The organism is Pseudomonas lyxosi, assembly GCF_047758685.1.
Lineage (GTDB): Bacteria > Pseudomonadota > Gammaproteobacteria > Pseudomonadales > Pseudomonadaceae > Aquipseudomonas > Aquipseudomonas lyxosi.
This window is the reverse complement of sequence record NZ_CP180481.1, coordinates 3,771,162-3,783,381: the sequence shown is the minus strand read 5'-3', so window position 1 is coordinate 3,783,381 and position 12,220 is coordinate 3,771,162. Positions and strand designations below refer to the sequence as shown.

General features: G+C 58.8%; 12 protein-coding genes. 4 read left to right on the top strand and 8 right to left on the bottom strand.

All coding sequences use genetic code 11. From position 1 onward, the window contains the following. Nucleotides 1-44: 44 nt before the first annotated feature. From ACMXYI_RS17405 to ACMXYI_RS17395, 3 genes are all read right to left on the bottom strand, one after another. Nucleotides 45-2,942 (bottom strand): EAL domain-containing protein, encoded by a 2,898-nt coding sequence (locus ACMXYI_RS17405; RefSeq protein ID WP_415768278.1) that lies wholly within the window; start codon nucleotides 2,940-2,942, stop codon nucleotides 45-47. Between the two features lie 165 nt (nucleotides 2,943-3,107). Further along, nucleotides 3,108-3,953 carry a nitrilase family protein gene (locus ACMXYI_RS17400; protein WP_415768277.1) on the bottom strand — a complete coding sequence of 282 codons (846 nt, stop codon included), beginning with the start codon at nucleotides 3,951-3,953 and terminating at the stop codon, nucleotides 3,108-3,110. Further along, nucleotides 3,950-5,449 (bottom strand): purine-cytosine permease family protein, encoded by a 1,500-nt coding sequence (locus ACMXYI_RS17395; RefSeq protein ID WP_415768276.1) that lies wholly within the window; start codon nucleotides 5,447-5,449, stop codon nucleotides 3,950-3,952. Before ACMXYI_RS17395 ends, ACMXYI_RS17400 begins: the two co-directional genes overlap by 4 nt. A gap of 147 nt (nucleotides 5,450-5,596) precedes the next feature. On the opposite strand from ACMXYI_RS17395, the gene ACMXYI_RS17390 reads away from it, so the two are divergent. Further along, nucleotides 5,597-6,496, top strand: a complete 900-nt coding sequence (locus tag ACMXYI_RS17390) for a LysR family transcriptional regulator (protein ID WP_415768275.1) — start codon at nucleotides 5,597-5,599, stop codon at nucleotides 6,494-6,496. Here ACMXYI_RS17390 and ACMXYI_RS17385 read toward each other — a convergent pair. Together ACMXYI_RS17385 and ggt are read right to left on the bottom strand one after the other, a co-directional pair. Continuing rightward, nucleotides 6,493-7,026 (bottom strand): cysteine hydrolase family protein, encoded by a 534-nt coding sequence (locus tag ACMXYI_RS17385; protein ID WP_415768274.1) that lies wholly within the window; start codon nucleotides 7,024-7,026, stop codon nucleotides 6,493-6,495. The two genes, ACMXYI_RS17390 and ACMXYI_RS17385, sit on opposite strands and share 4 nt — an antisense overlap. A gap of 68 nt (nucleotides 7,027-7,094) precedes the next feature. Further along, a complete protein-coding gene (ggt, locus tag ACMXYI_RS17380) occupies nucleotides 7,095-8,822 on the bottom strand; it encodes a gamma-glutamyltransferase (protein WP_415768272.1) in 1,728 nt (575 codons plus the stop codon). A 150-nt stretch (nucleotides 8,823-8,972) separates the two neighbouring features. Between ggt and ACMXYI_RS17375 the strand changes: the two genes are divergently transcribed. Next, nucleotides 8,973-9,494 carry a methylated-DNA--[protein]-cysteine S-methyltransferase gene (locus ACMXYI_RS17375; protein WP_415768271.1) on the top strand — a complete coding sequence of 174 codons (522 nt, stop codon included), beginning with the start codon at nucleotides 8,973-8,975 and terminating at the stop codon, nucleotides 9,492-9,494. Between the two features lie 162 nt (nucleotides 9,495-9,656). On the opposite strand, the gene ACMXYI_RS17370 is transcribed toward ACMXYI_RS17375, so the two are convergent. Continuing rightward, nucleotides 9,657-10,256, bottom strand: a complete 600-nt coding sequence (locus ACMXYI_RS17370) for an NUDIX domain-containing protein (RefSeq protein ID WP_415768270.1) — start codon at nucleotides 10,254-10,256, stop codon at nucleotides 9,657-9,659. Between the two features lie 61 nt (nucleotides 10,257-10,317). Beyond that, nucleotides 10,318-10,755 (bottom strand): hemerythrin domain-containing protein, encoded by a 438-nt coding sequence (locus tag ACMXYI_RS17365; RefSeq protein ID WP_415768269.1) that lies wholly within the window; start codon nucleotides 10,753-10,755, stop codon nucleotides 10,318-10,320. Between the two features lie 152 nt (nucleotides 10,756-10,907). On the opposite strand from ACMXYI_RS17365, the gene ACMXYI_RS17360 reads away from it, so the two are divergent. Then, nucleotides 10,908-11,333 (top strand): GNAT family N-acetyltransferase, encoded by a 426-nt coding sequence (locus ACMXYI_RS17360; protein WP_415768268.1) that lies wholly within the window; start codon nucleotides 10,908-10,910, stop codon nucleotides 11,331-11,333. Between the two features lie 121 nt (nucleotides 11,334-11,454). Here ACMXYI_RS17360 and ACMXYI_RS17355 read toward each other — a convergent pair whose 3' ends face one another. Further along, nucleotides 11,455-11,805: a hypothetical protein gene (locus ACMXYI_RS17355; RefSeq protein WP_008154821.1), complete on the bottom strand. Its 351-nt coding sequence runs from the start codon at nucleotides 11,803-11,805 to the stop codon at nucleotides 11,455-11,457. Nucleotides 11,806-11,965: 160 nt separating this feature from the next. Between ACMXYI_RS17355 and ACMXYI_RS17350 the strand changes: the two genes are divergently transcribed. Beyond that, nucleotides 11,966-12,214, top strand: coding sequence for a hypothetical protein (locus ACMXYI_RS17350; RefSeq protein ID WP_008154823.1), 249 nt, complete (start codon nucleotides 11,966-11,968; stop codon nucleotides 12,212-12,214). Nucleotides 12,215-12,220: the final 6 nt, after the last annotated feature.

Genomic DNA, 12,220 nt, shown 5'->3' with positions numbered 1-12,220 from the left:
TTGTATAGCGGGCTTATCCACCAGAGCATGGCCGGACTGGCACGCTAGCGACCGAGCAGCGAACTCGCCAACAACGCCTCCAACCCCATCGGCTTGGCAAAGTAATAACCCTGGGCCTGCCCTGCGCCCATTTCGCGCAGCAAGTCCAGCGTCGCTTCATCCTCGACACCTTCGGCCACCACGCTGAGGTCCAGCGATTCGGCCATCCGCACAATCGCCCGGACGATTGCGCGACTGCGGGGACTGGTGGTCAATTCGAGGATGAACGACTTGTCGATCTTCAAGCCGCTGAAACGGTATTGATGCACATAGCTCAGGGATGAAAACCCTGCACCGAAGTCATCGAGCACCACCGACATGCCGTTGTCGGCCAATTGCTGCATGGTCAGTCGGGCAATCGCCGGCTCAGCGACCAACGCACCTTCGGTCAACTCCAGGCAGATCCGCGACGGCGAAACCCCGTACCGCGCCAACAGCGCAAGCACATCACTGGCGAAGTCCGGACGCGTCATGCTGTAGCTGGAGCAATTGACGTGCACCGCAGGCCAATTGGCGTGCTCGGGCTGTGCGAGGATCACTGCGATGCTGGTCAGCATGTACAGGTCCAGTCGACCGATCAGACGCAAACCTTCGACGTCCGGTAAAAACTCGCCCGGCGCGATCACCCGGCCGCCTGGCTGATGCCAACGGATCAGCGCTTCAAGGGCCAACAGTTCGCCGGTTTCGACGCTGACAATCGGTTGGAAATACGGCAGCAGTTCGTCGGTACGTTTGAGCGCATTGCGCAAGGCCCCTTCACGCTCAACCTGATCCGAAACTTCGCGGCGCACTTCCTGATTGAACACCGCGTAGCTGTCGCGCCCGGCACTCTTGACCCGGTACATCGCCGCATCGGCATCGCGCAGCAAGTCGGCTGGCTCGTGATGGAACTGACTGTCCGCGCTGACAATACCGATACTGCAGGACGAAAAAACTTCATAGCCATTGATGAAAAACGGCAGGTCAAACGCCACCAGAATCCGTTCGGCGATGTCGATCACCACGTCCAGCGGCGCCTCGGGAGCCAGCACCGAAAATTCATCGCCCCCCAGGCGCGCCAGCATGTCGGTGTCGCGCAGACAACCGCGTAAACGGTGGGCGGCCTGCATCAGCAGCAGATCGCCAAAATGGTGACCGAGGCTGTCGTTGACCATCTTGAACCGGTCGAGGTCGATGAACATCACCGCCAGGTGCCCGCCTTCGCTGCCGAACTGCGACCAGGCCGTGTTGAGGCGCTGTTGCAGGTAGGTACGATTCGGCAGCCCGGTCAGCGCATCGTGGGAGTTTTCGTGTTGCAACTTGGCATTGGCGTGATCGAGCTCGCGGGTGCGGTTCTGCACCCGGGCTTCCAGCTTGAGGTTGGCGGCATGGATCGCTTCGGCGGCCGTGCGTCGTGACAACGCTGTGTCAATGTGCCGCGACACAAACGTCAGCAGTTCCTGGTCACGCAGGGTATACCGCACCCGCGAGGTATAGCTTTGCACCGCGAGCACGCCGCGCACCACATCGCCATCGAACAAGGGGATGCCCAGCCAGGAATAGGATTGCAAATACGCATCGGCAACTTCGATTTCACCGTGCGCAGTCAATCGCTCAGCTTCGTCGGCGTCAATCAGGCAAGGTCGACGCTGACGGATAACGTACTCGGTCAAGCCCCGGCTCCCACGCCGTGCCACCGGGCAGGTCGTTTGCCGCTCATCAACGTAATACGGAAAGGTCACTTCACTGGTCGCGTCGTCGAACAGCGCAATGTAGAAGTTCCGCGCGAACAGCAGATCACCGACGATGCCGTGCAAGGTTTGAAACAACTCAGCCATGTCGCCAGGCTGGCTCGACAATTCAGCAATCTGGAACAGCGCGCTCTGCAGATGTTCGGCGCGCTCTCGTTCTGCCACTTCCTGCCTCAATGCGTCGTTGAGTGCCGACAGCTCCAGGGTTCGACGCATCACCGTCGCTTCCAGGTCCTCTCGGTGCAGAATCCGGTCCAGCGCCATGGCCACGTGGCGCGCCACCACCAGAAACAGCGCGCGGTCTTCGGCGCTGTAGGTACGCGAAACGTCGTAGACCTGCATGGCAAGCATGCCGAACACGTCATCCGAGGCATTTTTCAACGGTGCGCCCATCCAGAATTCGGGACGATCACCCACGCAGTAAAAACGGTCCTCGGCCTGAGCCGCAAGAATGCCGGCGGCGTCGATCAGCAACGGCTGGCCAGTGGTCAACACCTGGCCGGTCAACGACAGGTGCGAAGGATCAAGGTATTCGTAGTGCGAGGATTCCACGGCATCAACGTCGATGATGTCGACGTAATACGGGTAGTCAATCTTGCCGCTGTGCGGGTCATACAGCGCCAGATAAAAGTTCTCGGCGTCGATCAGGCTAGCCAGCAGGCGGTGAACCCCCACCAGAAACACCGACCGGTCGCGGGTCGAACTGGCCAGGTAGGTAATTTCATACAGCACACGCTGAGTAATCTGCGCACGGGCAAGGGTACTGGTCTGAACCTGAATGCCCAGGCGCCGGGCAAACTCGGCGAGCGCCGGTTCCCCGGCATCGTTGACTGGCGCGAGTAGCCAACCCAGCACACTTTCGCCTCTACCGGTCGGCCAGCGGTGCAACTGCATGGACAGGCAAAAGGCTTCAAACTCGTCATTCGCAACGCTTGACGGCCACTGCTCCAGCGGGTTGCCCTGCCCGACCCAATGCATTTGTTCACCGGCACGGTAAACGACCCAGGCGGTGGTGTGGGCCCAGTTGCGCGCTGACTCCAGCAGTTGTTCGATCGTGTCCTCGTTGCCGGCGTAGGCCAGGCCGACAGTATCCGAATTCTCTTTTTGTTGAGAGGCAACAACGTCGCAATCGTTCGATTGCCGCGCAGAGTCGGTCAATGGACGAAAACTCATCAGCGCTCCCTGAGCCAGAAACTGGCGATACTCACGTACTGTTTGCCAGCAATGCGCCGGCGAGCCTCCCGTTTAAAGCTTATAGAGGTTTTTTTCAATCGTTTTATTCGCTTTAGTGCCATGTCGACATGCCACAGCCCCTCCGTCACAAAACGTCCACCCGCATTACTCAACCAAACTATTCACCCCATACAACTGCGACCGCCGATCCCGATGCAAATCATTACGCGCACTGATTCGCTTGTTCCGCGCCCCAGCAAGGTTCAGCGTCGCCAGCAAAATCTGCTCGCCCCCCTGCTCCGCCGGCCCTGCCACAGGGTAGCCATCGGCATCGACGATCACCGAGCCCTGCACCCAACTGACCCCACGTTCATGACCATGCCGATCACACGCGGCGATGAACATTCGGTTGACCGAGGCGTTGGCCTGGACTCGCACAACTTCCGCCGGACGCTCGGTTTGCGGCCGTGGCCCATCGGGCCAATTGACCGGTGCGCAGAGCAGATCCGCACCGGCCAGCGCCGGCAGTCGCACCCACTCGGGGAATTCCAGGTCGTAGCAAATCAGCATGCCAATCCGTCCATGAACGGTTTCTACAACCGGCGGCGCGTCGTTGCCAGCGCTGAAGATTTCGTTCTCGCCATCCCAGAGGTGCGCCTTGCGGTACACGGCGCGCAGGCCTTGGGCATCGATCATCGCCGCGCTGTTGGCCAGTTCATCGCCGGCTAACCGCTCGCAGAATCCCCCCACCACCACGATGTTCAGTTCCCGGGCCAGCGCCGTCCACAGACGCAAGGTCGGTCCTTCGACGGTTTCCGCCAGGGACAGGGCTTCGCTGCGGTCGGCAAACAGGTAGCCGCTCTGGACCAGCTCAGGTAGCACCACCACCTGGGCGCCTTGGTAAGCCGCCGAACGAATCGCTCGTTCGGTCAGCTTCCGGTTGTAAGCGAGGTCGCCTATTTTCGGCGCCAGTTGGCAGCAAGCGACCACGGTATTTTTTGCGCTGTTCAACGCCCCTCCTCCACAGACTGATGAGCCATGGAAACAATGTCGTTCTCAGTAATCGAATCGATGATCCGGCGCTCGTACTCAAGGTCTATCGAACGGCTGAGGAGGTAATACGTCAGGCCCGAGACCACCAGACCCACCAGCCAGGCGATATCCACGCCTTCCAGCATCCTCGCCAGCGGCCCGACGAACACCTCTTTGCCCGCCGCCGCATCAAAGATGTAGAAGAACGGCACCATGGCGGCGAAGCCGATCAGATAAGAGACGATGCCGCGAAATTGCCAGGCGCCATAAATGCCCTTCGGCGTGAAGAAATGCGGGATCGCGTAGCGGCCTTTGCGCACGAAGAAGTAGTCCACCAGATTGACCGCGGTCCACGGCACGAGAAAGTACAGGAGCAGCACGAGGAAGGTGTTCAACAGGGCGATGCCATCGCCTTTGATCGACAGCACACAAGTCAACAGAATGACGCTGATCGCGGAGATCGACATCACTCGGGCGCGAGGCGTCGGTGTGATTTTTTTGATCGAGTCCACACCCGTCAGCAACGTCAGCATGGCGCTGTAGGTGTTGAGCGCGATGATCGGCAGAAAGCCCGCCACCGAGACAATCACCAACACATTGCCCAGGCCTGGAATCATCGAAGAGCCAACCTGGTTCAGCGCCACCAGCGCATCCGCCGCTTTCAACTGCTGCGCAAGCCAGGCCCCGAGACCGATCATCCAGCCGCCCGACAACGACGCGCCGATGAATACGGCGGCGATCAGTTTTGGTCGACTGGTGTTTTTCGGCAGGTAACGGGAATAGTCGGAGACATAAGGCGCATAGGAAATGTTGTAGCTCGCGCCAATGGCAAACAGCGTGGCAAAGGCAATCCAGCTGAAACCCAGATCGGTCGCCGGGGTGATGCCCTCCTGGCCTGCGCCGAACATCAAGGCGATGGTGACCAGCGCGTACAGCGGCAACGTGGCCAGCAACGCCCACTTGAAAGCTTTGTGCATCAGGTCGTGGCCGTAGATCGACAGCAGCGCGCCGATCAGCACCACGGCTACGGCAACAATGGTCGGGTCAATACCAAACACGTGCTCGAGGCCGTTCATGATCAGCGAGATGTTCACCACGTTGAATCCGACGAACACAAACATCGTCGCCATCAACGCCAGGATCACCCCGCGATAACCAAACTGCGCACGCGACTGGATCATTTGCGGCAGGCCCATTTCCGGACCCTGAGAGCCATGAAATGCCATGAAAATGGTGCCGAACATGATGCCCAGCGCACCGGCCAACATCGTCCACAGCGCCGACAAGCCAAGGCTTGGGCCGACAAACCCGATGGAGATGGTGAAGAAGTGGAAGTTGCCTAGAAACCAGAAAGGGCCCTGGCTGCTGAGCTTGGCGTGACGTTCGTTTTCCGGAATGTAATCGATCGAGTGGCCTTCGATGGCCAACCCGCTGCTCGCCTCGATGGCTTGCGCAGATTGAGGGGACCCTGACATACGAGTGTTCCTATGCTGGTGATTGTTGTTTTTATAGGCAAAGTGCCGGTTTCATTGCAATGTAGGGCGTTGATCAGGGCTGTAAAATATCGCAGGCACACTGTTTACATAGATCCACGTCTATGTGAGTGAGTATCGGGAGCACGCATGCTGGGAACTGTATCGGAGCTGGATCTGCGTTTGATCCGGGTATTTCTGACCGTCGTTGAGGCGGGCGGGATTTCGGCCGCGCAAACGGCGCTCAATACCACTCAACCCACCATCAGTGCGCAATTGGCGACGCTGGAAGCGCGGGTGGGATTTCGTCTTTGCGAGCGTGGGCGCGGCGGATTTTCGGTGACACCCAAGGGCAGTCAGTTTGTCGAGGCGGCGCGCCGATTGCTGGCGGCTGCCGAAGGGTTCCGGGTTGAAGTCCAGCACATCAATCGCAAGGTGTCAGGCAACATCAACATCGGCCTGCTCGGTCAGATCGATCCGGTGGCCAACAAGAAAATCGCCTTGGCTATTGCGCGGTTACGGTCCCGACATGAAGGGTTGTATTTCCATTTCACGGAGCTGTCGTCATCGCTGCTGGAAGAGAAAATCATCAACGGCCATATCGATCTGGCGATCGGCTATTTCTGGCACCGTCTGCCTAACATTGATTACTTTGCGTTATTCCAGGAAACCCAGATCGCCTACTGCGCCCCCACTCATCCGCTGTTCGAGCAAGTGGGCGAGCTGACCCGGGATGACGTCAGCGATTACGATTGGGTATGGCCCAGCCATCCTTTGCCGGAAATGCCGGCGCCCACCTCGATAGAACGCCTGACGGTGCTCACGGACAGCATGGACGGCGCCGCCCTGCTCATCCTGTCGGGCCAGCATTTGGGCTTTCTGCCGCAGCACTATGCGGCGAAGCATGAACAGCTGGGGCAGTTGCATCCGCTGAATCCTGAGCTGTTGCGCTATGAGGTCGGCTTTCATGCGGCGGTCAGGCATTCGGCGCGTCAGCGGGATTTGGTCAGTGCTTTTTTGACTGAGTTGATCGACATCTTCGGCACTTAAATGCGGATTTCGCTGGTCGGGATAACGTCGATCCGCGCCACGGGCCCCGTCAAGTGCGCCAGGTCTGCGTTGTGCTCGGTGATAATGTCTTCGGCGGCGAGGTTGCCGTTGTCGACGGTGGAATGCGCATCGGCGGCGAGCACGACGTCATAGCCCAGGTTCAGGGCCTGGCGGACAGTGGCGTTGACGCAATAGTCGGTTTGCAGCCCGCAGATGATCAGGCGGTCGATGCCCAAATCCTGTAATTGGGCTTGCAAGTGGGTCCGGTAGAACGAGTCTCTATTGGTTTTTCGCACGCGAAGGTCTTGCGGCGAAGTCTTCAGGCTTTCGGCCAGTTGCCAGCCTTCGGAACCGTGCTGCAGCAGGTCGCCCTTTTCTTCGTGCTGGATGAGGATGACCGGAATGCCTGCTTCGCGAGCCTTGGCACTGAGGCCGTTGATGTTCTCGATAACGCGCTTGATCTCAAAACAGGCGTACTCACCAGTGCACAGGGCGCGCTGGACGTCGATGATCAGCAGTGCGGTAGCCATGGTCCCTTCCTTGAAAAGTCAGTGGATCAGGGGACGAAAATAGATCCGTCCCCTTTCAAAAACAACCCTCAATAACCGAGCGACAACCCGGTATTACGACGTGGGTCATTCGCCCCATAGAAACGGTTCTTGCCGACCGGTTTGCCTTCCAGCGACGGTGCGCCGACCAGAATCGCCGCCACATGGTTGGCGTCCTGTGGCCCGGCAAACTTGTGCCCCCAACTTTCGAGCATCTTCACCGTATCAGGGCTGGTAGTGAAGGTCTCAAGGTTGGTCTCTTCCGGCAACCACTGCTGGTGGAAACGCGGTGCATCGACCGCTTCCTGGATGTTCATGCCGTAGTCGATCACGTTGAGCATGGTCAGCAAGGTTGCGGTGATGATGCGACTGCCACCGGGGGTGCCGACCACCATTACCACTTTGCCGTCCTTGGTGACGATGGTCGGGCTCATGGACGACAGCGGTGCCTTGCCGGGCGCGATGGCGTTGGCCTCCCCTTGCACCAGGCCGTACATGTTTGGCACGCCGATTTTCGAGGTGAAATCGTCCATTTCGTCGTTGAGGATGACCCCGGTTTTGCTGGCCATGACGCCGGCGCCGAACCAGTCGTTCAAGGTGTAGGTCACCGAAACCGCGTTGCCCCATTTATCGACGATGGAGTAATGGGTGGTGTTGCTGCCTTCATGGGGCGCTACGCCGGGTTTGAGCTCGCGGGACACACCGGCCTTTTGCGGATCGATGGCGGTGCGGACTTTGGTGGCGTAGTTTTTATCCAGCAGATGGGTGATCGGGTTTTTCACGAAATCCGGGTCGCCCAGGTAGCTGTTGCGGTCCACGTAGGCGTGACGCATCGCTTCAATCTGGTAGTGCATGCTCTGGGCCGAGTGATAGCCCAGGTCTTTCATCGGATAGCCTTCGAGAATGTTCATGATCTCGCAAATCACCACGCCACCAGAGCTTGGCGGCGGTGCCGAGACCACATGGTAGCCACGGTAATCGCATTCAATCGGGGCCAGTTCGCGGGTCTTGTATTTGTCGAGGTCGGCCTGGGTGATGATGCCTTTGTTGGCCTGGCTGGCGGTGACGATGGCATCGGCCACCCAGCCTTTATAGAAGCCATCGGCGCCCTTCTCGGAGATTTCCCGCAGGGTCTTGCCGAGGTCTTTTTGCACCAGTTTCTGACCGACTTGCATCGGCTCGCCGTTGCTCAGGAATATCGAGCCGGAATCCTTGATGTCCTTCTTGAATACGTCGGTGGCATATTCCAGCAACTCGACATCGCCTTGCTCCAGCACAAAACCGTCTTCGGCGAGCTTGATGGCCGGGGCGATCACCTCCTTGCGCGGTTTGGTGCCGTATTTCTTCAGCGCCAGCTCCATACCGGACACGGTGCCCGGCACGCCAACGGCCAAGTGACCACGGGTGCTCAGGTCAGGGACGACGTTGCCCTCCTTGTCGAGGTACATGTCGGCGGTGGCGGCCAGCGGTGCTTTTTCACGGAAGTCGAGGAAGGTCTTGCGCCCGTCCGCCAACTGAATGGTCATGAAACCGCCGCCGCCCAGGTTGCCCGCCGCGGGATAAACCACCGCCAGCGCGTAACCGACCGCTACTGCGGCATCGACGGCATTGCCGCCGTTCTTGAGTACATCGACGCCCACATGACTGGCCAGATGCTGCGCGGTGACGACCATGCCGTTTTCGGCCGCAACCGGCGCCACGGAGGCCGCGTAAGCACTGAGGCAGCTGAGCGCCAATGAGGTCGCAATCAGCGATTTGGCAAAAGGTTCGAACTTCATGAGTCGGTCTCTTTTTGTTTTTAGGCTCTGTAAAAAAACAGAGGGAAGGCTTCAAGAGCAGAGGCAAGTATGGCTGGGATTGCGTATTGCGCCTCCCCGTCGAGGCAGTATGCTTGGCCCCAGTTCAGCACTTTTACGGAGTCCACCGGCATGAGTTACACCTTCATCACCCTCGCCACGCCGGTGGGCGAGTTGAAGCTGGTCGCGAACGGCTCGCGACTGGCGGCCATCCTCTGGGAAAACGACAAACCCGGTCGGGTGCGGCTTGGGCCGATGCGCGAGGCGCCGGATAATCCAATCCTGATGCGCACCGCTCAGCAGCTACGGGAATACTTTGCGGGCACGCGCAATCGTTTCGACCTGGAACTGGATTTTGCCGGGACGGAATTTCAGAAGAAGGTCTGGGCGGCGTTGCTGACCATTCCGTTTGGCGAGACTCGCAGCTATAGCGAGATTGCCCGGCAGATCGGCAATCCCAGCGCAGTGAGGGCGGTGGGTGCGGCGAATGGCAAGAACCCGATTTCGATTGTTGCACCGTGTCATCGGGTGATTGGCGCTTCGGGGAAACTCACCGGGTTTGCCGGTGGACTTGAGGCGAAGGAACGGCTGTTGACGCTGGAAGGATGCGAATGGTCGGGCAACAGCAGAATGGATGATTTGTTTTCGACCTGACGGGATTGCAAGCCTCAACACGATCTGTAGCAGCTGGCGAAGCCTGCGTTCGGCTGCGCAGCAGTCGTGAAATCAGACGCCGCGGTCTTTCAGGAAAACCGCGTGCACAGGATTGACGACTGCTTCGCAGCCGAACGCAGGCTTCGCCAGCTGCTACATGTGTTAGCTTTTCTGATCTGAGAAGATGTTTTTCATCGCCGCAAACTGCAACAGCATGATGGTCTTCGCATCGCAGATCTCCCCGCGATAAAACGCCTCAAGCGCGTCATCGAACTTCCACTCCAGCACCTCCAGTTCCTCGGTCTCCTCCTCCAGCCCGCCGCCATCACTGACCTTGGAAGCAGCGTCGTACTCAGCGATGAAGAAGTGCAGTTTTTCAGTCACCGAGCCTGGGCTCATGTAAGCCTCAAACACCTTGTGCACGTGGTGCACGCGATAACCGGTTTCTTCCTCAGCCTCTTCGCGGATGCGCTCTTCAGGCGCCGCACCTTCTAGCAGCCCGGCCGCCACTTCGATCAGCAACCCATCGTGGCCGTTGACGAACACCGGCAACCGGAATTGCCGAGTCAACACCACGGTTTTCTTTTCGCGGTTGAACAGCAAAATCGCCGCGCCGTTGCCACGGTCATAGACCTCGCGGGTCTGGCGCTGCCATTCGCCGTTGTTGCGCAGGTAATCGAAGGTGATTTTCTTGAGCAGGTACCAGTCGTGGGACAACACCTGAGACTCGATGAGGTTGACCCGCTCGGCTGTGTTCGACATGACAACGCATCCCTTTTTTCGTCAGAAGGCGCACATCTTAGGCGAAAACGAAAGCCTGGCGCTAAGAAAGCTGAGCCTTGTATTCCCTCTCATACTGACCCGCCAGCGTCTCTTTCTGTTTGTCGTCGAGTAGCTTGCCGGCCATCTGGAAGAACTTCTGCTCTTCCTCTTCCAGGTGGTGATTGACCTTCTCGGCGAGCTTCTTCGCGACCGCCAGCCAGGCCGGGCTGGACATCTCGGTCTCGTCCAGTTCCTCCATCATTTCGTCCATCTCGTGATGTTCTGAAATGGCATGGCGGCTGAGGTCGACGCCGTTATCGAACTCCATCAGCGGGATGTAGAAATGCCGCTCTTCAGCGGTTTCGTGGGCCTGAAGTTCGGACTTGAGTTGCTTGTAAGCCTCGACCCGCTCGGGGGTGTCGCCGCTGGTCTGGATCAGCGCATCGGCGTAGGTGCGTTGGCGGTCGTGGCTTTCGCGCAAGGCTTCAAAAATATTCACGGAATTGTCCTCGTAGGCCGCGTTCTGGAATGACGCTGTTTAGGCTAGACATCTGCGCGCTGGCGACGGTTCCGCCCGAGGGGCTGGAACAACGACCGCTGGCCGCGATAGTCTTGAGGCTGTTGTTCACTCAAGCCATACGGAAATAGCTGATGACCCTGCGGATCGAACTATCGCAAAACCCCACGGATGCCGAGGAACATGCAATCGTGCTGCCGTTGCGTGCCTATAACGCCTCAAAGGCCGGCTTCACGGTACCGGAGCCAATTGCCTTGCTGATCCGCGACGACAACAACGAGATCCTCGGCGGCCTCTATGGTCGGATGTTTTACCAGTGGTTATACATCGAATTGCTGTCGGTACCGGAACAGGCCCGGGGCCAGGGGATGGGGTCGAAGCTGATGCAGATGGCTGAAGACCTGGCGCGGGAGAAGGGATGCATCGGGGTCTGGCTCGACACCTTCGACTTCCAGGCGCCAGAGTTCTACAAGAAACTGGGCTACAGCGAGTTCGGGCAGATCGCTGACTACCCGCCGGGCCACAAGCGCTTCTTTTTCCAGAAGCGCCTGACTTACTGATCACACAAAACCCTGTGGGAGCGGGCTTGCTCGCGAAATCGGTTTTTCATTCAACATTGATGTTGACTGACCCGCCGCCTTCGCGAGCAAGCCCGCTCCCACATTGGGTACTGCGTCGGCCTCAGAGGCAGGTCGCCAACGCCGCCAGTCGGCGCTTGGCCACAAAGTCGTCATGCTGCGCGTAATAATTCAGCACGGTGGCGGAAGCGTCAGTCTTCACGTCCACAAAGGACTCTGCCGAGCGCGTGTAAACGGTGGTGCCGCCCTTCTCGCCAGGCTGCAAATACGCGCCCGCATCGACACCGAACACCGCCTCGTCCTGCCAGGAAAACTGCACACACTGGGCGACGACTTTTTCCGGTTTGTCCGACGTCAGGGTTTTGTAAGGGGTTCCAGTGCGGGCGTCGTTCATCGCCGAGCCCGCGCATCCCGCCAGCAACGTTACGGCCAGCGCCACCATCAGAATTCGCATTGCGTTCGCTCATCAAGAAAAAGCGGACTGTATCACCGCGGCACGGCGTATCGTTCTGCTTTACTTCATTTATACCGCGACACCGAGTGACGATTCGCGCACCCTGTCGCGCCATTAACACCGCATCGCCCGTTTTCCGGGCTTATTTTCTGGAAAGGTCATGACACCCAACGCCGAATATTACAAACCGACCGCTGAATATGCCGACAAGCTGATCAGCCAGATCGGTCAGACGCCGTCCTGGATTGCCAAGCGAATTGGCGTCACCGACAAGCGGATTCGTTACATCCTCGACGGCGAAAGAACCGTCAAAGGTGAAACCACGCCGATTCAAATGACGTATCCCGAGCAGTTTGCCCTCGAATGCCTGGCAGCAGCGGCCAAGGCCAGCAAGAAGCAGTCTTCGTAATCCAGC